This is a genomic window from Chryseobacterium indologenes, assembly GCF_001295265.1.
Lineage (GTDB): Bacteria > Bacteroidota > Bacteroidia > Flavobacteriales > Weeksellaceae > Chryseobacterium > Chryseobacterium indologenes_A.
In genome coordinates, this window is the sequence record NZ_LJOD01000022.1 from 1 (window position 1) to 18,876 (window position 18,876).

Annotated in this window: 17 protein-coding genes; 9 read left to right on the forward strand and 8 right to left on the reverse strand. The window is 38.8% G+C overall.

What is annotated here, in order from left to right:
* The first annotated feature begins 681 nt into the window (after positions 1-681).
* Together AOB46_RS21240 and AOB46_RS21245 are read left to right on the forward strand one after the other, a co-directional pair.
* Positions 682-3,534, forward strand: coding sequence for a SusC/RagA family TonB-linked outer membrane protein (locus AOB46_RS21240; RefSeq protein WP_062703189.1), 2,853 nt, complete (start codon positions 682-684; stop codon positions 3,532-3,534).
* Positions 3,535-3,546: 12 nt separating this feature from the next.
* Positions 3,547-5,166, forward strand: coding sequence for a RagB/SusD family nutrient uptake outer membrane protein (locus tag AOB46_RS21245; RefSeq protein WP_062703191.1), 1,620 nt, complete (start codon positions 3,547-3,549; stop codon positions 5,164-5,166).
* Positions 5,167-5,281: 115 nt separating this feature from the next.
* On the opposite strand, the gene AOB46_RS21250 is transcribed toward AOB46_RS21245, so the two are convergent.
* On the reverse strand, positions 5,282-6,208 hold the full coding sequence (locus AOB46_RS21250; protein ID WP_062703193.1) for a helix-turn-helix domain-containing protein: 927 nt from the start codon (positions 6,206-6,208) through the stop codon (positions 5,282-5,284).
* 179 nt (positions 6,209-6,387) lie between these two features.
* Here AOB46_RS21250 and AOB46_RS21255 point away from each other — a divergent pair, with 179 nt between their 5' ends.
* Positions 6,388-7,917, forward strand: coding sequence for an aldehyde dehydrogenase family protein (locus AOB46_RS21255; RefSeq protein WP_062703195.1), 1,530 nt, complete (start codon positions 6,388-6,390; stop codon positions 7,915-7,917).
* Between the two features lie 2 nt (positions 7,918-7,919).
* Here the strand turns inward: AOB46_RS21255 and AOB46_RS21260 are convergent, their stop codons facing one another.
* Positions 7,920-8,243, reverse strand: a complete 324-nt coding sequence (locus tag AOB46_RS21260) for a hypothetical protein (RefSeq protein WP_062703197.1) — start codon at positions 8,241-8,243, stop codon at positions 7,920-7,922.
* Positions 8,244-8,268: 25 nt separating this feature from the next.
* Between AOB46_RS21260 and adhP the strand changes: the two genes are divergently transcribed.
* Both adhP and AOB46_RS21270 read left to right on the forward strand, forming a co-directional pair.
* The gene (gene adhP, locus AOB46_RS21265) at positions 8,269-9,303 is read left to right on the forward strand and encodes an alcohol dehydrogenase AdhP (protein ID WP_062703198.1); all 1,035 of its coding nucleotides are present in this window, start codon (positions 8,269-8,271) and stop codon (positions 9,301-9,303) included.
* Positions 9,304-9,423: 120 nt separating this feature from the next.
* Positions 9,424-9,807 carry a DUF779 domain-containing protein gene (locus AOB46_RS21270; RefSeq protein ID WP_062703200.1) on the forward strand — a complete coding sequence of 128 codons (384 nt, stop codon included), beginning with the start codon at positions 9,424-9,426 and terminating at the stop codon, positions 9,805-9,807.
* 23 nt (positions 9,808-9,830) lie between these two features.
* Here the strand turns inward: AOB46_RS21270 and AOB46_RS21275 are convergent, their stop codons facing one another.
* Complete coding sequence (locus AOB46_RS21275; RefSeq protein WP_062703202.1) at positions 9,831-11,030, reverse strand: dicarboxylate/amino acid:cation symporter; 1,200 nt, start codon at positions 11,028-11,030, stop codon at positions 9,831-9,833.
* A 94-nt stretch (positions 11,031-11,124) separates the two neighbouring features.
* Between AOB46_RS21275 and AOB46_RS21280 the strand changes: the two genes are divergently transcribed.
* From AOB46_RS21280 to AOB46_RS21290, 3 genes are all read left to right on the forward strand, one after another.
* Positions 11,125-12,048 carry a DnaJ C-terminal domain-containing protein gene (locus AOB46_RS21280; protein WP_062703204.1) on the forward strand — a complete coding sequence of 308 codons (924 nt, stop codon included), beginning with the start codon at positions 11,125-11,127 and terminating at the stop codon, positions 12,046-12,048.
* A 3-nt stretch (positions 12,049-12,051) separates the two neighbouring features.
* Positions 12,052-12,354: a chaperone modulator CbpM gene (locus AOB46_RS21285; protein ID WP_062703206.1), complete on the forward strand. Its 303-nt coding sequence runs from the start codon at positions 12,052-12,054 to the stop codon at positions 12,352-12,354.
* 109 nt (positions 12,355-12,463) lie between these two features.
* Positions 12,464-12,991: a hypothetical protein gene (locus AOB46_RS21290; RefSeq protein ID WP_062703207.1), complete on the forward strand. Its 528-nt coding sequence runs from the start codon at positions 12,464-12,466 to the stop codon at positions 12,989-12,991.
* Positions 12,992-13,078: 87 nt separating this feature from the next.
* Here AOB46_RS21290 and AOB46_RS21295 read toward each other — a convergent pair whose 3' ends face one another.
* Together AOB46_RS21295 and AOB46_RS21300 are read right to left on the reverse strand one after the other, a co-directional pair.
* On the reverse strand, positions 13,079-14,062 hold the full coding sequence (locus AOB46_RS21295; RefSeq protein ID WP_062703210.1) for a PLP-dependent cysteine synthase family protein: 984 nt from the start codon (positions 14,060-14,062) through the stop codon (positions 13,079-13,081).
* 152 nt (positions 14,063-14,214) lie between these two features.
* Positions 14,215-15,444, reverse strand: coding sequence for an ABC transporter permease (locus AOB46_RS21300; RefSeq protein ID WP_062703212.1), 1,230 nt, complete (start codon positions 15,442-15,444; stop codon positions 14,215-14,217).
* Between the two features lie 4 nt (positions 15,445-15,448).
* On the opposite strand from AOB46_RS21300, the gene AOB46_RS21305 reads away from it, so the two are divergent.
* Positions 15,449-16,645: an exo-beta-N-acetylmuramidase NamZ domain-containing protein gene (locus AOB46_RS21305; RefSeq protein WP_062703256.1), complete on the forward strand. Its 1,197-nt coding sequence runs from the start codon at positions 15,449-15,451 to the stop codon at positions 16,643-16,645.
* A 166-nt stretch (positions 16,646-16,811) separates the two neighbouring features.
* On the opposite strand, the gene AOB46_RS21310 is transcribed toward AOB46_RS21305, so the two are convergent.
* The 3 genes from AOB46_RS21310 to AOB46_RS21320 are packed head-to-tail and all read right to left on the reverse strand — an operon-like array spanning position 16,812 to position 18,834.
* Positions 16,812-17,018: a hypothetical protein gene (locus AOB46_RS21310; RefSeq protein WP_062703214.1), complete on the reverse strand. Its 207-nt coding sequence runs from the start codon at positions 17,016-17,018 to the stop codon at positions 16,812-16,814.
* Positions 17,019-17,023: 5 nt separating this feature from the next.
* Positions 17,024-17,653, reverse strand: a complete 630-nt coding sequence (locus AOB46_RS21315; RefSeq protein ID WP_241489256.1) for a DUF3575 domain-containing protein — start codon at positions 17,651-17,653, stop codon at positions 17,024-17,026.
* Between the two features lie 5 nt (positions 17,654-17,658).
* Entirely contained in the window at positions 17,659-18,834 is a 1,176-nt protein-coding gene (locus AOB46_RS21320; RefSeq protein ID WP_062703216.1) for a thioredoxin family protein, read from the reverse strand.
* Between the last annotated feature and the right edge of the window lie 42 nt (positions 18,835-18,876).

The following is an 18,876-nucleotide window of genomic DNA, read 5'->3' on the forward strand; positions in this document are numbered from 1 at the left end:
ATGACAACTCACTTTAATAAGTAAAAGCTTCTTCACAGAAGAACACTTATATAAATTTTTAAAAGCAGTAACATGGTCACATGTTGCTGCTTTTTTTTGTTGTAAAAATTAACGTGTATAGAAAAAAGAGTAACATAAGGGGAAAGATAAATCGGCTTGTTTTATAGTTGGATTTTTCAAAATCACAGTATTATAAAAACAATAGATAGCGGAATACATTGCATAAAGAGTTTTGAGGAATTTCCTGTATCAGTAAACGAAAAATATAAAATATTTTATTCGGGAATGAGAATAAAACAGCATTACCATAAGATAAAAGTTACTTAAACTTAATGTTTTTCAACAAAAAATGAGACTGGGTTTATTCAGTTTCTTTAAAAATGAGAAATTTTAACTTTTATATTTTTCGTTAATAATAATATTTTTAATTAATATTTTTTATAATTTTAATTAAATCGATTGAATTTAATTTTCTTTTTTCTTTTTTCTAAAATTCCTCTAAAATTCCGTTTCTTTTACTTTTTGTTAATTTTTTAAATGGAACAAAACGTAATTTTTATTATTTCTGAAAAATTGTTATGAATATTTCCTTTGTTCATGCGGGTTTTGGCCGTTTAACCAATTGATGTTCCTGATTTTTATTAACATATTTGTCACTTCAATATATTAAAATTTGTTAATATGAATGTGAAACTACGCGTTTTGACAGCAGGTGTTCTATTTTTTACAGGACAGGCTGTATTTGCTCAGCAAAAAGAATCTAAGGACAACAAGGACAAGGAAACTAAAATTGAGGAAGTAGTTGTTTTGGGATATAGCAAAACTGCTACAAAGGCTAAAACAACAACATCTTCGGTAACAGTTGGTGCTGAAACTTTAGAAAACAGACCTAATATTTCGGTATTGAACTCAATTCAGGGAACTGCTCCCGGGATTGTTGTTAACTCCGCTTCTGGATCCCCGGGTTCTGGAAAATTCAATATTCTCATCAGAGGAGCCAGCTCCCTTAATGGTTCTACAGATCCTTTGTATGTTATAGATGGGGTAATTACTTCTGGTTCTCAGTTCAGAAACCTGAATTCTTATGATATTGAAACGTTCAGTATTTTGAAAGATGCCCAGGCAACTGCCATCTATGGTAACAGAGCTGCAAATGGAGTAGTTGTAATAACAACAAAAGGAGGGAAGTTTAACTCCGGATTAAAGGTATCTTATGATGCTTTAACTTCATTCAGCAAACTACCGGAGGCTCATTACAATATATCCAATGCTAAGCAGCTGCTTCAAATTCAGAAAACCCTATCAACAGGCAAAGGAAATACCCTGTCACAAGCCGATATTGATACCTGGGGAATTGATACTGACTGGAACAAGCAGTTTACCCGTACCGGTATATCTCAACAACACAATTTATCAATTACAGGAGGTGGAGAAAACATCAATAACTTTCTCTCTTTGGGATATCTGGATAGTGAAGGAACAGTGAAGCCAACTGATTTTAAAAGATTTACAATGAGAAACAATCTCAATGGCAAATCTAAAGATGGCAGGTTAACTTTCGGTTCTATTATTGGATTAGGGTATTCCAAAAGAAATCAGCTGGATGATGAAACCAACGTTGGAATTGCGAATAATACACTTCAGAATCCCTTATTTGGAGGTATTCTTTCCCGGCCGTATATAGGACCTTCTCCATATGCAAATGGTCAGGAGCTGTTTAATGCCATTAAATCAGATGCAACCAATAACAGACAATGGGTTCTTCAGGACAATATTAACGGAGGAATCAGAAACCGGTTTACGGAAATCAGCATCTCTGCGAATGTTAATGCAAATTATAAGATTACAGATTATCTAAGCATTGGGAACAGAACAGGAATTGAATATAAACAATACGAAAGAATTTTTGCAAGAGCGCCTCTGGGATATCTTTCCATTAGTGTTGCCAATGGTGATACATCCCAATATGGAGGTAACGAAGATTTTACCACAACACGGGATTTAACATTCAATAGTATAACCAATATTACATTCAACAAATCATTTGAAGATCACACCATCAATGCAGCAGCATATATGGATTATGTTAAAGCTCATGTTAGTACAACTTTCCAAAGGCAAAATGGCCTGAATCCATTGCAATGGGAATTTGGAGCAGGAACAGGTTATATTCCTTTTAATCCTGATACTCCTGACTTTTACAGACCTTCTGCAACTGCTTCAAAAGTGACTGCAGGTACATTAGCATATTTTGGAACAGTAGATTATGATTACAAAGATAAATATGGGGTGAGCGGAGTAGTAAGAAGAGATGGGTCTTACCGTTTTCTGCCTACCAACAGATGGGAGACTTTCTGGTCTGTAGCAGCAAGATGGAATATTGATAAAGAGGATTTCATGGCCAATTCCGGATTCAGGTTGTTAAAGTTAAGGGCTTCAATCGGTACTACAGGGAACCAGAACTTAGGAATTGCAAGCGATAATTCTAACCCATTGGTTTTACTTCCAAATAATTTCCTTGAATTGTATAATGGTTTTTCAGGGTATCAGAATATATTAGGATATAATTTTGTTAATCTTTCCAATCCTTACCTAAGATGGGAGCAGGTAAAACAGAGTAATATCGGACTGGATTATAACTTTAAAGGTCTTATTGAAGGTAGCATTGATTACTATCAGAAAAGGACATCCAGAATGTTTAATGACCTTCAGAAATCATCAGTTACCGGTACATATGCCATTAGAGGAAATGACGGGGTTCTTGATAACAAAGGTATTGAAGCATTAATCAGATATAACGCCATCAGAACGGAGAATACAAGATTATCTGTTTTCGCGAATGCAGCATATAATTCAAATAAAATTGTTTCTATGGATAGTGAAAACCTTGCAGGAGATGTGGTGAATGCCATAGGCGGACCTGCAGGACAGTATCAGCTATATCCATATGTAGGAGTAAACCGTGAAAACGGAAACCTGCAGTTCCTGGATAGGAACGGAAACATTACCGAGGCGCCAACATCTGCTGACAGAAGGCTTACCGGAAAATCCAGATATGCTAAATTTACAGGAGGTTTTGGATTTAATTTCAGCCATAAAGGATGGTTCCTGGATACCCTATTCTCTTTCCAGCAGGGAGGATGGATCTATGATAATTTACAATCCTGGGTATTTGACCCCAACGCTGCCGCTAACCGAAACCTTTCCGCTGATTTGCTGAATGCATGGACGCCTCAAAATAGAGATACCGATGTGCCTGCATTAAAAGCAACCAACTTAAGCTTAGGTTCTTCAGATAGATTTTTACACAGATCAGACTTTATAAGACTGAAGAACGTTTCTGTAGGATATAGTTTTGCAAAAAGCCAGCTAGGAAAGCTGCCGGTAAGAGGAATTAAGATATTTGTTCAGGCAGAGAACCTTTATACCTGGACGGATTGGAAAGGTTTTGATCCGGAGCCTATTACTTCATATTCATTAAATGTTTATCCTAACCCTAAAACAGTATCGGTAGGTTTAAATGTTGATTTTTAATATAGGAAAATTATGAAAAGAATTATCAATACAATATTAGCTGTAGTTACTTTATCATCTGCAGCATTGACGGTGGTGGGGTGTCAGGATGCACTTGATATCAGACAGCCAGGAGAGTTACAGGATTTTGAACTATATACAAGTGTTTCTAACCTGAATGAAGTCTTAAACGGAGCTGTATATGCTCAGCTGGACCCCATTGAAGAAATTTATTTTACAGCAGTATTTACAGATGAAGTAAAACCCGGTTCCGGAAGTGGAGGACAGGAATACACCCTGCACAGACACTTTCTTGATCCTGCCAGCACTATTGTAACAGGAGGAGGAACAGTAAGTACTGTCTCAAGCGATGGTATCTGGTTAAATAATTATAAAGTGATCAACAGAGTTAACAGATTACTTGAAGGAGCAAAGAAAATTACCCCTGCCAGTGATAAGGAAAAAGAAACATATGAGTCAATCCTTGCACAGGCAAGAGCCATCAGGGCATACTGTTACGTGCAGCTAGAAGCCTATTTCTCCAGAGATATGAAAGATCCGAATGCTTTAGGCGTAATTCTTCTGAAAGATGTTCCTTCCAATGAAGCTCAGCTGCCAAGGTCTAAAAACCAGGAAGTATATGATTTTATCAATGCTGATTTAGATTATGCAAGAGGCATATTGAAATATTCTGCTACAGTTGCAGGCGGTACAAGATATGCAGCCGATAAAGGATTTGTAAATGCTGTGACAGCCCGTTTTAATTTGTATAGGGGGAACACAGCTTTAGCAAAACAGTATGCTAATGAAGTCATTTTAAACTCAGCTTTAACCCTTACTGTAGCCAATCCATCAAAACCTGCCGGAGCAAATTCTCCTGAAATAAATACTCCTGAATGGAAAGATGCATTTTATGCGACCATATCTTCTTTCAATCCATACAGAAATCTTTGGAACGATTCTGAAAGAGGTGAGATTATCTTCTCTTTAAACAGGCTGCCATTAGGAGCCGGAGGAACTATCGGTTCAAGATGGAACACCAACCAGTCCAACATTAATGGTACGCCAATGTGGTTCTGGGGAAGAAACCTATACAATCTGTTACAGGAAACTCCGGGGGATATCAGAAAATATGCCTATTCAGACCCTACTTCAAAACCAGAGGCCAATTATGCTTCTGCAACAGCCGGAGCTACCAGAAACGATGCATTGGTGATTGATAAATATCCGGGGAAAAGAAGTACTCCTACCAGAAACGATATTAAAGTTTTCAGATTATCCGAAATGTATTTCATTTTAGCTGAAGCTGAAGTGGCAGGCGGAAATCTCTCAGCAGCCCATGATCTTATCCAGAAAGTGAGAGTGGCAAGAAATTATCTGGGTACAGCCGTAACCCCTAACTACTCAAATGCACAATTCGCCTATGCAGATATTTTGAAAGAGCGCAGAATAGAACTGGCACTTGAAGGTCACCGTTATCTTGACCTGAAAAGACTTGCTGTATTAGCGAATGTAAGCATGGATAGAAACCCTACAGATGATATTATTCCGGTTAAGAATCTTCCCAATGGTGATTATAGATATACTTTACCTATTCCTATCAAAGAAGTTTCAGCAAACCCTAATGTAGAACAGAATGACGGATATAAGTAGTAAACTGATTTTCCTTGGTAAGGAAATGAAAAGCTGAACAAGTCTGGTTATTTTAATTTTAAAAGCTGTCTCAACCTTGAGATGGCTTTTTTGTTGATCATCAATCCTGTAAATACTAATCCCTGTACAACGTTCTGTCCTGGAAACTTTTAGGAGTAATTCCTACAAGCTGCTTAAAAACCCTTGTAAAATAATTCGCATCCGAAAATCCGGTTTGGTAAGCCGTTTCTTTAATACTATTCTGATTTGAAAGTAATTCTTTGGCTTTATTGATCCTTTCCTGCAAAATAAAATCATTGGGAGAAGTCCCCAGCTCATCCTTAAACATCCTGAAAAAATTCGATTTGCTTACATAAGCCAGTTTAGCGATACTTTCAATCGAAAGTTTCTGATGAAGATTTTTCCGGATATAATCTACGGCAAAACCGATTCTGGATTTGTTTTTAGCTACATTTTTTTCTACCATGCTTCGGGCCTGGGTCTGCATAAGCCTGATCAAAAGCTCTTTCAAAGCAAGATCTGCCATGATATCCTTTTGGGAGTTATCATCCATTGCAATTCTCATAATGTTATTGGTAGCAGAAGCCAGAGACTGATTGTTAAAAAGAAAATATTCATCCAGCTGGATATTCCATTGGGAAGCTTCATCGGTTTTGGGAAGGCTGTAATTAAAATAATTAAGAGAATCCTCTATAAAATCCGGATTGAGGCTAAGAGAAATACACTGGGTGGGAGATTCATCTGCATCGGGAAAATCAATCACCATAGTTTCACCCGGAGCTACCAGAATGCTTTCACCGGGAAAATAGTCGAAGTAATTGGTTTTATGGTCCAGTTTCATATGTTTTTTTCCTCTCAGCATTGCTGTGAAAGCTATGTTTTCAAAATGAAGCTTAACTCCAAAAGCAGTTTTGTGGGTTTCATATATACTGAACTCACAATTGTTAAGGCTGAATTTGGTCTGGTGCTCTACGAGGCTCTGTAGCTGCTTTTCCTTCTTTAATTCAGGAGTATTTAATAAAAATTTATTATTACTGTTCATTTCTAAACATTTTAAAGGACCTGATAACTCAAATATAGAAAATTTAGCTTTGGGTTGTTGTTAACAAAATTATAAAATTGAAGCGTTGCACTATTTTGAAGTGTTTTTACACGATTGTGCTATATCTTTTTCTACTGTAAATGTAATTTGGCATTACGAAAAATTAAAACAATACTAATATGAGCACTATGACAGAACCGAGATCAGAGACTGCTTTACAGTGGCCTGAATTCAAAAACAGATATGATAATTATATTGACGGAAAATTTACACCTCCGGTAAACGGGCAGTATTTTGATGTGGTTTCCCCGGTAGACGGAAAAAACTTTACCCAGGTGGCTCATTCCTCAAAAGAAGATCTTGAACTGGCTGTAAATGCTGCTGGCAAAGCATTCCAGACCTGGAAAAATACATCATCTACAGAAAGAAGCATCATCCTGAATAAAATTGCAGACAGAATTGAGCAAAACCTTCAGTATCTTGCCGTCGTGGAAACCATTGACAACGGGAAGGCAGTAAGAGAAACACTGGCCGCAGATTTACCCTTGGCAATCGACCATTTCAGATACTTCGCTTCCGTAATCCGTGCAGAAGAGGGCTCTCATAACGAACTGGATAAAGATACCGTCTCCCTAATCGTTCACGAACCGCTGGGAGTAATTGCACAAATTATCCCATGGAATTTTCCTATTCTGATGGCGGTATGGAAGCTGGCACCGGCACTGGCTGCAGGAAACTGCGTGGTATTGAAACCTGCTGAAAGTACTCCGGTTTCAATTTTGATCCTGATGGAAATCATCGGAGACCTTCTTCCGGCAGGAGTTGTTAATATTGTTAACGGTTTCGGAGCGGAGCTAGGAAGAGCGCTGGTAACCAATCCTAAAGTGTCAAAAGCGGCATTCACCGGATCTACAGCTACAGGGCGTCTTGTAATGCAGTATGCTACAGAAAATATCATTCCTGTAACCCTGGAGCTTGGTGGTAAATCTCCCAATGTTTTCTTCAATTCGGTAATGGATGCGGATGATGAATTCCTGGACAAAGCCATTGAAGGAGCTGTTCTCTTTGCTCTTAATCAGGGAGAAATCTGTACATGTCCGTCAAGATTGCTGGTTCAGGAAGATATTGCAGATGCTTTCATCGCCCGGGTGATTGAAAGGGTGAAAGCCATCAAGATCGGAAATCCGCTGGATAAAACAGTAATGATGGGGGCACAGGCTTCCAAGATTCAGAAAGACAAGATTCTTTCCTACATTCAGCTGGGAAAAGAAGAAGGAGCGGAGGTTCTTGTAGGAGGAGATGTCAATAATGTAGGAGAAGGCCTGGAAGATGGATTTTATATTCAGCCAACCATTTTCAAAGGCAATAACAGGATGAGAATTTTCCAGGAGGAGATCTTTGGCCCGGTGCTGGCTTTTACAACCTTTAAAGATGAAGAAGAAGCCGTAAGAATTGCCAACGATACCATTTACGGGTTAGGTGCCGGAGTATGGACAAGAGATGCCCATCAACTGTATAATATTCCGCGCCAGATTCAGGCAGGGAGAGTTTGGGTAAACCAGTACCATTCATACCCGGCAGGAGCACCTTTCGGAGGATATAAGCAGTCCGGTATCGGACGTGAAAACCACAAAATGATGTTGGATCACTACCGTCAGACTAAAAATATGCTGATTTCCTACAACAAAAACAAATTAGGTTTCTTTTAATTTTAATAGTAGGGCGTGCCCGTTTGCCCCGGCGAAGCCGGGGCAAAACGGTCGGGCTGTTTCAGGGCTTCAGTTCGTTTCGGTGCTCCATTGCATTCCGCACCGGCTCGTTCCTCGCCGCCCTTCCCATCCCTCACGCAGGAAAAAGTTCTCCTTATCCGGAAATTCCCGGGTGAGAAGATCGTGAGTACCTGTTTGAATAAAAAAACATTTGAATAACCTGAAGTCAGCGAGGGTGAAAATCTTTCCAATTCTTGAGCCTGTTCATAATCTGTGAATTGAAAGGAATGATCAGCAGGAAAGCTCACCACTAATTGACCATTCATAATTAATAAAAAAACTTTAATCCATATGATTCCAAAAACAATGAAAGCTGCTGTAGTTCAAGGCTACGGACAACCCCTGAAAATAGAAGAAGTTCCGGTAAGAGAGCCCGGAAGATATGAAGTGCTCGTGAAAGTAATAGCCTGTGGAGTCTGCCATACCGACCTGCACGCTGTGGACGGAGACTGGCCGGCAAAACCCAAAATGCCCCTGATTCCCGGACATGAAGGAGTAGGTATCGTAGTAGCCTGCGGACCCGAAGCACAGGTGAAAGAAGGAGATGCAGTGGGAGTTCCATGGCTGTACAGTGCCTGCGGATGCTGTGATTACTGTATTACAGGCTGGGAAACCCTCTGTGAAGCTCAGAAAAACGGTGGATATAGCGTGGATGGAGGTTTTGCAGAATACGTCATTGCAGATTCCAGATATGTAGGACATTTAAAATCCGATGTCAACTTCTTAGAAATTGCTCCGATTTTGTGTGCAGGAGTAACTGTTTACAAAGGGTTGAAAGAAACCGAAACAAAACCGGGAGAATGGGTTGCCATCTCAGGAATCGGAGGATTAGGACATGTTGCTGTTCAGTACGCCAAAGCGATGGGAATGCACGTAGCAGCAATTGATGTAGCAGATGATAAGCTTGAGCTGGCTAAAAAATTAGGCGCAGACCTGGTGGTCAATGCAAAAAACACAGATCCCGGAGAGTACCTTCACAAAGAAGTCGGAGGAATGCATGGTGCATTAATTACGGCAGTTTCTCCCATTGCTTTTAAACAGGGAATAGACGTTTTGCGAAGAAAAGGAACCATTGCCCTAAACGGTCTGCCTCCGGGGTCTTTCGAACTTCCGATCTTTGAAACTGTTCTAAAAAGAATCACGGTAAGAGGTTCTATCGTAGGAACAAGGAAAGACCTTCAGGAAGCATTGGATTTTGCCAATGAAGGACTGGTAAAAGCTACTGTAACCTCGGCAAAGCTGGAGGATATCAATGAAGTATTTGATAAAATGAAAAAAGGACAGATAGACGGTCGAATCGTACTGGATATTGCCGGCTCAAATTAAAGATGAGTTAATGGGCCCGGCATTACACTAGCCGGGCTTTTCTGTTAAAAAGTTGATTAGAAGATAAACTGATCATAGATCAAAAAAATGTGTTCAATCTGCATCATCAAAAAAACAGCTATGGAAACAAAAATAACCAGATTATCCGCCACTGAAAAAGCCCTTGAGGTTATCCGCGATCTGGAAACAAAATATGGAGCCCTAATGTTTTATCAGGCAGGAGGATGTTGTGAAGGAACCCAACCGCAATGTTTTGAGAAAGGAGGATTTTTCCCCAGAATGAATGATGCTATGATAGGAACTGTAAACGGGCATGAATTCTGGATAGATCACGATCTGTTCGAATACTGGCAATACTCTCACTTTACCCTTGATGTGATTGACGGGTTTGGTCCGGGAGGATTTTCACTGGAAACCCCTTTAGGTAAAACTTTTAAAGTCCACTACCGGCTCTTTACTCCGGAAGAATATAAAAGCCTTGAACCGGTAAAACGAAGTGAATAAAAAAGGCTTAGTGTTTAAGGAAATCAGGTTTTCACAAACCGGTTTACAAACATGGCCGCAACCACATCACCCACTGCATTAAGAACCGTAGCCAGCGGATCTACCAGTGTTCCGATAATCATTACGGCAGGAATCGCTTCCTGAGGCAGTTTATACACTGAAATCATCAGCATTTCCCCGATATATCCGCCATTCGGAATACCTCCCGCTACAATACTTACAAATACGGTTATACCCAAAGCCAGCAAAAGATTGGCCGGATCAAAAAAATCTTTCCCGATAATCAGAAAGGCAACATAGATCTTGATGATGGAAGACATTGAAGAGCCGTTCTTATGAAGTGTCGTTCCAATAGGAATCACCAGATTGGCAATAGAATTTGGTATGCCGATTTTAGAAGCAGCCTGAAGATTAGCAGGCATGGTGGCAAAGCTGCTGCATGTACTTAAGGCAGTAAGAGTAGGGTAAGCTGCATTGCTCCAGAATCCTTTGATTCCTCTTTGTCCATCTGCCATAAATGCGTACAGTGTAAAAAATACAAAAAAATAAATGATCCCGGCAATATAATACAATCCGAGAGGTTTCGCATAAAATCCAAAAAGCTGAGGTCCCAATGTAGCAACCTGGTAAGCGAAATAGGCTCCTAAACCAATTGGAGCCAGTTTCATAATCAGTAAAAGCAGTTCCTTCATTACTTCATATCCCGAGGCAATAAAAACTCTGAAAGGCTCCCCCTTTTCACCTGCCTTCCGCGCCGAAAACCCTGTAAGGAAAGCGAAGATAAGAAGTGCCAGCATATTCTGCCTTGAAAAAAGTGCTGTGAATTCCCCAACGGTGAAAAAGCCCACAATCCGGTCACCCCATGTATCGTTATTCGCTGTTTCTGTAATGATTTCACTGCTTCCCGAAACGCCGGAAACAGGAAACACATACACAGCACAAATGGTAAAAACAGCTGCTGTAAGAATGAAGAACAGAAATGTTAAAGACATGGTAAGGATAATCTTTCCAAACTTAGACTGCTGTTCCAGAGAAGCAATAGAATTGGAAACGGCAAAAAATACCAGCGGAACTACGCTCACAAAAAGAAGGTTGAGGAAAATATCTCCCAGCGGTTTAATATATTCTACAAAACCGGGAGCGGTAATGCCTATAACGCTGCCCACAGTAATTCCTAAGAGTAAAAGTATAATTCCTGAGTAGTTTTTCAAAACCTCTTTCATGCAGTACTTTTTTATCAAAGATAGGCTTATTTTTAACATTCTGTTATACAATTTTCAGAGGTAAATTTCATATTTTTGAGTAAATATCGTTTCTATGGCTTATATAGATTACTATAAAATTCTGGGCGTAGATAAAAACGCAACACAGGATGACATCAAAAAAGCTTACCGCAAGCAGGCGAGAAAGCTGCATCCTGACCTTAATCCCGATGATAAGGAGGCCGAAAGAAAATTCAAGGAACTGAATGAGGCTAATGAAGTGCTCAGCAACCCCGAGAATCGTGCCAAATATGACAAATACGGGGAACACTGGAAGCATGGTGAAGAATATGAAAAAGCTCAGCAGCAACAGCAAAGGCAGTACCAACAGCAGAATTACGGTGGCGGTGGATTTTCCGGTGCCGATTTTGGTGATGGAGAAGATTTTTCCGATTTTTTTCAGAATATGTTCGGTGGCAGCAATGGAGGGGGAGGTTTCGGAAGAAGCTCACGCGGAAGTGCTTCTGGAAAATTCAAAGGACAGGATATTCACGCTGAACTGAACCTAAATCTGCGGGATGCCGCTCAAACCCATCCCCAAACTTTTGAAATTAATGGTAAAAAAGTAAGAATTACCATTCCCGCAGGAGTATATGACGGACAGCAGATCAAGTTAAAAGGTCACGGAAATCCAGGATTTAACGGCGGGCCGAACGGAGACCTGTACATAACATTCAATATCCCTATAGATCCGGATTTTGAAAGAACAGGAGATGATCTGAAAACCAAAGTAACCATTGATCTGTATACCGCTGTTTTAGGAGGTGATGTGAAAGTAAATACCCTGGATGGAAGTGTCAATCTTAAAGTAAAACCGGAAACCCAGAACGGGATGACCGTAAGGCTGAAAGGAAAAGGATTTCCTGTATACAAAAAAGAAGGCCAGTATGGAGATCTGTTTGTGACGTACGAAGTAAAGCTGCCGGTAAATCTTACAGAAAAGCAGAAAGAACTTTTTGAACAACTTAAAAATTCCTAAGCCATGAGTGAAAGAATATCGCGCGAAGAAATCGTGAAAATATACAATATAGAGATCACTTTTTTTGATGAACTTGTAGATTATGGATTACTAAGTATACACATCGAAGATGATATCAGCTATCTGATGTACGAAGACCTTCCGGATCTCGAAAAATTTGTCAATTGGCACTATGACCTTGAAATTAACCTTCCGGGGATGGAAGTTATTCATCATATGCTGAAAAAACTGGATGCTCTGAAACGCAGAAACCGGGAGCTGATGAATAAGCTTGCCGCAATCAGCGATAAGTATGAAGAAGAGTAGAAGCTAAAGATATCTTTTGAATGATTTACAAATCCTGGCCTTAGCTTAAAATAATTTCCACATTCAGACTATTTCGTTTAGCTTTGCAGCCTAGACCAATTGAATTGCTATGAATGAAGAAAAAGTGATTATTCTAAAGCCTAAAAGACAGGATTTTGAAGAAATATATTTCAGTGGAAACCAGGGAAGTTTACTGTTTTCGCCCACTACAAAGAGTAAAACCATTTTTACCATAGCTTCAGCGTTGATTGTAGGAGCCGCTTTTCTTTTGAAAGACCAGTTCAGCAAAGAAAATCAGGGAATTTTATATTTTCTGAGTTTTATATTCCTGCTTTGTGCTGTATTTCTTTCAGTAAGCATCAACAAAGTTTCAAGATGGAGAAAACAGGTGAAACAGTATTTAAATGGGCTTGAAAACTGTAAAGTATATGAAATCAGGTTTGATCAGAATTTCTTTGTGGTAGCCATTGATGATGAGAAGGAATCCAGCGAATGGAAAGATTTTGATTATTTTGAAAATAACGAACAGTTTATTTCCCTTGAAGGAAAATACAGCTATATGTTTCCCAGGAAATCAATGAGCGAAAAAGAATACAATCTTCTTAAAAAAGCACTTAAAGAAAATATTAAAGCATAAAAAATCAGAGCAGACCTGCTCTGATTTTTATTTTATAGGTGACTTAGGAAATCAGCAATCTGCTTTTCCCGGTTTTTGTCTTTTCTATTATTCAAGCCATCCCATCTCTTTCATCCACTCATCATTGTAGATTTTTCCTACATATCTTGAACCGTGGTCATGAAGAAGCACAACAATAACATCATCTTTGGTGAACTGATCCTTCATTTGTATAAGAGATGCAATAGCACTTCCTGCAGAATATCCGCAGAAAATTCCTTCTTCTTTAGCCAGTTTTCTTGCATAGATGGCACCATCTTTATCCGTTACCTTTTCAAAATGGTCAATAACAGACATATCATAGTTCTCAGGAATAATATCTTCCCCGATTCCTTCTGTGATATAGGTATAGGCATGATCATAGTGAAGTTCTCCTGTCTCATGGAATTCTTTCAGGATAGAACCGTACGTATCCACTCCAATTACTTTTATGTCCGGATTTTTTTCCTTGAAGAAAGTTCCGCATCCTGTAATGGTACCTCCTGTTCCTGCTCCAACTACAAAGTGAGTCAGCTTTCCTTCTGTCTGTTCCCAGATTTCAGGAGCTGTAGATTCATAGTGAGCCGCTCTGTTGGATAAATTATCATATTGGTTGACGTACCATCCGTTTTCCGTTTCTTTAGCCAGTCTTTTGGAAACTGAATAATAAGAACGGGGATCCGTAGGTTTTACATCGGTAGGGCAAACAATGACTTCTGCTCCTACGGCACGTAGGATATCACATTTTTCTTTTGACTGCTTGGAATTCGTTACAAAAATACATTTGTAGCCTTTGATAATAGCGGCAAGGGCCAATCCCATTCCCGTATTTCCGGAAGTACCTTCAATAATGGTTCCTCCCGGTTTTAACCTGCCGTCTTTTTCGGCATCTTCAATCATTTTAAGCGCCATTCTGTCCTTCACGGAATTTCCAGGATTGAATGTTTCAACTTTTGCCAGAACTAAAGCCGGAAAATCTTCACCTAAAACTTTGTTAAGCTTTACGAGAGGAGTATTTCCGATAGTTTCAAGGATATTTTTTGCGTATTTCATAAATGGTTTATAAGCGGTTGCAAAGATAAGGCTTTAAAAATTAGCCACGTAATTTGTGAGAAATGATTTATAAAAAGTGAACGAAGAATTGCTAACGGTGAATTTTTTACTGTAAATCCATTCAAAATGAACAATTCGCTCTTTTCTTTTTATTAATTATACTTAATCACTTTTACAGGTGAAATCTTACTGATCAGATAGCTCGGAATAATCAGAGCCAGTCCGGAAATAAGAAGAATTCCTAATGAAATGGAGATAATGGCGATAGGATTAAGATCTACCGGTACCGTACTCACATAATAATTCTGAGGATTAAGCTTAATTACCCCAAAAAATTTCTGAATCAGAATAAGTCCAAGACCAATGGCATTTCCATAGAGAAGCCCCGGAATCATAATAATCAGGGTATAATTGATGAAGGTTGCTCTGATCTGGGCATTGCTTGCTCCGAGTGTTTTAAGAAGTCCGATGGAATTGGTCCTTTCAATGATAAGAATTAAAAGAACCATGATGATGTTGATCACCACTACCACAAGCATAATGATAATGATAAGAGCAATATTAGTATCAAATATACTGATCCAGTCGTTGATCTGAGGGTATTTCTCAGTTGCTTTTTCAGCATAATTTTTATAGCCGATAAGCTTTTCAATCTCAGGAAAATCTTTATCAATATCATTGACATTTTTCAGGAAAATATCAATTCCTCCCACTTCATCAGGTTTCATATCCTGGATTCTTCGGACATGGTTAATACCACCGATAACGAACTGGTCGTCAATCATCTTAATATCTGTTTTGTAAATTCCGATAATCCTGAATTTACGATAAATTGGTTTCTGATCAGCTTTTGAAAATACAGTTACAATACTGTCATTGACTTTAAGATGGAGGTCATTCGCAACTTTTTGCGATATGGTAACATCATTGTTGAAGCCTTTCTCTGTTACTGTCGGGGTTGTTCCGGCTACAAGGAATTTTTTAAATCTAAGGCTGTCAAAATCTTTACCGACTCCTTTAAAAATGATTCCTGCAAAACTATGCTCATTCCGCATAATCCCGGTAACCGTGGCATATTTCTGTACGCTTTCTACATCAGGAAGCTCTTTGATTTTTTGAATATTAAGCCCCTGATTATCTAAAATAGATGTATTATAAGATGAATTGGACCTTGTAGACCGTAAAGTAATATGGCCGCTGAAATCTGCCAGTCTCTCTTTAATGGCTTTCTTTGAACCGAAACCCGTAGATACGGTAATTAAGGAAACAATGATTCCCAAAGCCACAGAAAGTCTGCCGATGAAGATAATAACCCTCGATAGGTTATTTTTGTTATCTTTGGAAAACGCTATTTTTCTAGAGAAATATAAAGGAAATTTCAAGCTTATGAATTTAGATTTCAAAATTAAAAATTTACTTCTGATTTGCCTAATTTTTTTAGGAGTATTCAACCAATATTATTCTCAGACCCAAGATCAAACAGGTTTTAAAACAGGGGCAGACCAGCCGGAAGTTTATCTGCCGTTACTGAAAAATAAAACAGTTGGTGTGGTGACTAATCAGACCGGACTGATGAGCGACAGAACCCATGTCGTAGATTTTCTGGTGAAAAATAATGTGAAAATCAAAACGATCTTTGCTCCGGAACATGGTTTCAGGGGAGACGCTGATGCCGGAGAAAAAGTGAAAAACGGAGTAGATGTAAAAACCGGAATTCCAATTATTTCTTTATATGGAAACAACAAGAAGCCCAAACCTGAACAGTTGAAAGGAATTGATGTGGTTGTATTTGATATACAGGATGTTGGTGTAAGGTTTTATACATATATTTCCACGTTAACCTACCTTATGGAAGCCGGAGCGGAAAATAATGTTGAGGTAATGGTACTGGACCGCCCCAATCCTCATGACGGATATACAGACGGACCTGTTTTAAGAAAAAAATGGTCAAGTTTTGTAGGAATGCACGAAGTTCCTGTAGTGTATGGGCTGACGATAGGAGAGTACGGAAAAATGGTGAATGGTGAAAGCTGGCTGAAAAACGGGGTTCAGGCAAAATACACCCTGATTCCAATGAAAAGCTACCATAAAAAACAGCGCTATCCTATTTCAGATAAGCCTTCTCCCAACCTTCCGAACGATAAATCAATCAATCTGTATCCAAGCTTATGTTTTTTTGAAGGAACTCAGGTTTCTGCCGGAAGAGGAACAGATCTGCCGTTTCAGGTATATGGATCTCCATGGACACCGGGACTGCCTTATCAGTTTACTCCCAAGCCAAACTTCGGTGCGAAGGATCCCTTCCTTAATGGTAAACTTTGCTATGGGGAAAACCTTTCAGAATATCCGAAAGACCTTAGAGAACTGAATCTGGACTGGCTTATCAAGGCTTATAAAAACTATAAAAATCCACAGCAGAATTTCTTTCTTGAAAACCTGTTTTTTGATAAGCTGGCCGGAACAGATGAGTTCAGAAAACAGATTATTGCCGGAAAATCAGTTCAGGAAATCAAAGCTTCCTGGAAAAATGATCTGGAGAAGTTTGAAAAAATCCGTATTAAATATGTGGTGTACCAGGATTAATTAACAAAAGCCGGAAGCTGGAAGAGGGATGATGAAAGGTATTTCATTTATCATTTCTGATAGTCGCTATACAATTGAATCCTCTTAAATACACAGCGATTCTTCCTACATCTTCCCAGCTTCAAACTAACCTAAATCAGGAATTTTTACTCCGAATAGGTATTTGTTAATCAAAATTTTGCGGAGGTTTATTATCATTCTTCCCCTTATTCAGAATGAAAAGCCCTACAGATAGCCCGATCACTCCGGCAAAGGCGGTCATCAGACCTCTTTCCAGCTTGTCAGGCTGATTATTCCCGAGATAATTCATTAAAAAAAGGATCACAAAAGTGATCACTGAAATGATTATATGATTTTTTCCGAACAGTTTCATGAAGATTATTTTATCTGGTAAGAAATCATGATACCTCCTCTGTATGGGAGGATCTCACCACTTTTATTATATTTTTGAGCCATATCATAGCGTTTGCCGCTTTCACGGTCGTATCCTTTGTAGAAATCCTGGGATGTACCTATACCGGCATAGATATCCATGTTCCAGCGGTCGGATAATTGAAACTGATACCCTCCTGTAACTCCAATTATAAGCGAATATCCTTTTTGATACAGATTGGCCTTGTTATAAATTTCACCTCTGTCATTAACGTACGGAGCTTCTTTCCAATAATTCCATTTCTGTAAATTAAATGCTGATGCAGCAAGATTGGCACCTACATACCAATGGTTGAAAGCTTTGTTAAAATAATACCTGCCTTCTATCGAAACAGAATAATACTGAAACTCATGTCCTGCAAATGATTTCCATGGAGAAACAAGAATATCTCCCTGAAGTGTATATTTTTCACTCAGCTGTTTCTCTGCCGCAATATTGATAACACCAATGGGGATAAGCAGGGCATTTCCTTTCAGGTATAATTTCTTTTCCTGTTCAGGCTCCTGCTCCTGGGCAGATAATGCTCCTACAGACAGGATTGAAAAAAGTCCGGCGAAAAATTTTTGTTTCATCATTAATCTTATTTTAGTTGATTTAGTAATTCATCTGCAAGGTTAGAGTCTTTTTGGGTCTGAGTGGCTATATTCTTTGACATGGTTGCATAAGTCTTGGCCAGTTGTTTATTTCCGGTCAGAAAGTATAGTTTTGCAAGAATATAGGTGTTTTCAGAGGTTTCGCCCCGCATTACAGATTTTTCAGCCCATTCTGTGGCTTTCTTTAATGATGACGGCGTTTTTATATGATCGCTGAATACCCATGCAGCTCTTAAAAGCTCATTGGGATCGTAGGCATCAGCGTTTTTATAATAATCCAGAGCCGCTTTTTCAAACTCGGGATAATTGGCGTGCTGCTCATAATAGCTTAACTTGGTCTGATTAAGCTTAGACAGTGCAAGCTCTTTTCCTACAAGCGGTTCAGCTGATTTCATAAAAAACTCCTCGTTGATCTTTTTGTTTTTATCATCGATGGATTGTGCTAAGATTTTAGAGAGTTTCAGCTGGCTGTCAAATTCTTTGTAGGTATCTTCCGGAAGAAATTTTACAATATCGGCTTTTCTTGATGAAAATGTTTTATAATTGCTGTCTTCAGTAGACTTCAGAAAAAACAGAAGAAAGCCTATTTCTTCTTTGGTAATTTCTTCTGTGGCCTTTTTGTTTTCGAAATACCTTTCAGATGCCTGTTTAGCAAAATTATAATCAGAGCTGGAATTCAATTTCATAATGTTGATCAGAAACGAAGGATCTTTTTCACCTTTGGCAAAACGTTCTTTTAAAGAACCTTTTTTATTGGAAGGGGAATTGATATCCTGAGCCATAGTCAGGAAAAGACCTTCTTCCATATAGCCGGAATTCTGGGAAACCAGTTCACCTTCTCCATTCAAAAAAAGGTAAGTAGGATAGGAACGTACTCCGAATTTAGCCGCAATTTCCCTGCCTTCTCCCTTTTCCATATCGAATCTGGCATTGATAAAATTGGCGTTATAATAATCTCCTACGGATTTTTGAGTAAAAACATTTTTCTCCATCATCTTACACGGGCCACACCAGGCCGCATAAGCATCTATAAAGACCAGTTTTTTCTCTTTTTTGGCCTTGGCTATGATATCTTTAAACGGTAATTCCTGAAACTGGATGGCTTCCTGAGCCAGTATAATAACAGAACAAAAAACAAATATCCCGGAGATCAGTTTCTTCATTTTCAAATAAAATTTACAGGCGAAGATAGGTAATTTCCAAAA

Coding starts and splice junctions, on each gene's coding strand:
- AOB46_RS21240 (WP_062703189.1), top strand. CDS start 682: ATGAATGTGAAACTACGCGTTTTGACAGCAGGTGTTCTATTTTTTACA.
- AOB46_RS21245 (WP_062703191.1), top strand. CDS start 3,547: ATGAAAAGAATTATCAATACAATATTAGCTGTAGTTACTTTATCATCT.
- AOB46_RS21250 (WP_062703193.1), bottom strand. CDS start 6,208: ATGAACAGTAATAATAAATTTTTATTAAATACTCCTGAATTAAAGAAG.
- AOB46_RS21255 (WP_062703195.1), top strand. CDS start 6,388: ATGAGCACTATGACAGAACCGAGATCAGAGACTGCTTTACAGTGGCCT.
- AOB46_RS21260 (WP_062703197.1), bottom strand. CDS start 8,243: ATGAATGGTCAATTAGTGGTGAGCTTTCCTGCTGATCATTCCTTTCAA.
- adhP (WP_062703198.1), top strand. CDS start 8,269: ATGATTCCAAAAACAATGAAAGCTGCTGTAGTTCAAGGCTACGGACAA.
- AOB46_RS21270 (WP_062703200.1), top strand. CDS start 9,424: ATGGAAACAAAAATAACCAGATTATCCGCCACTGAAAAAGCCCTTGAG.
- AOB46_RS21275 (WP_062703202.1), bottom strand. CDS start 11,030: ATGAAAGAGGTTTTGAAAAACTACTCAGGAATTATACTTTTACTCTTA.
- AOB46_RS21280 (WP_062703204.1), top strand. CDS start 11,125: ATGGCTTATATAGATTACTATAAAATTCTGGGCGTAGATAAAAACGCA.
- AOB46_RS21285 (WP_062703206.1), top strand. CDS start 12,052: ATGAGTGAAAGAATATCGCGCGAAGAAATCGTGAAAATATACAATATA.
- AOB46_RS21290 (WP_062703207.1), top strand. CDS start 12,464: ATGAATGAAGAAAAAGTGATTATTCTAAAGCCTAAAAGACAGGATTTT.
- AOB46_RS21295 (WP_062703210.1), bottom strand. CDS start 14,062: ATGAAATACGCAAAAAATATCCTTGAAACTATCGGAAATACTCCTCTC.
- AOB46_RS21305 (WP_062703256.1), top strand. CDS start 15,449: ATGAATTTAGATTTCAAAATTAAAAATTTACTTCTGATTTGCCTAATT.
- AOB46_RS21310 (WP_062703214.1), bottom strand. CDS start 17,018: ATGAAACTGTTCGGAAAAAATCATATAATCATTTCAGTGATCACTTTT.
- AOB46_RS21315 (WP_241489256.1), bottom strand. CDS start 17,653: ATGATGAAACAAAAATTTTTCGCCGGACTTTTTTCAATCCTGTCTGTA.
- AOB46_RS21320 (WP_062703216.1), bottom strand. CDS start 18,834: ATGAAGAAACTGATCTCCGGGATATTTGTTTTTTGTTCTGTTATTATA.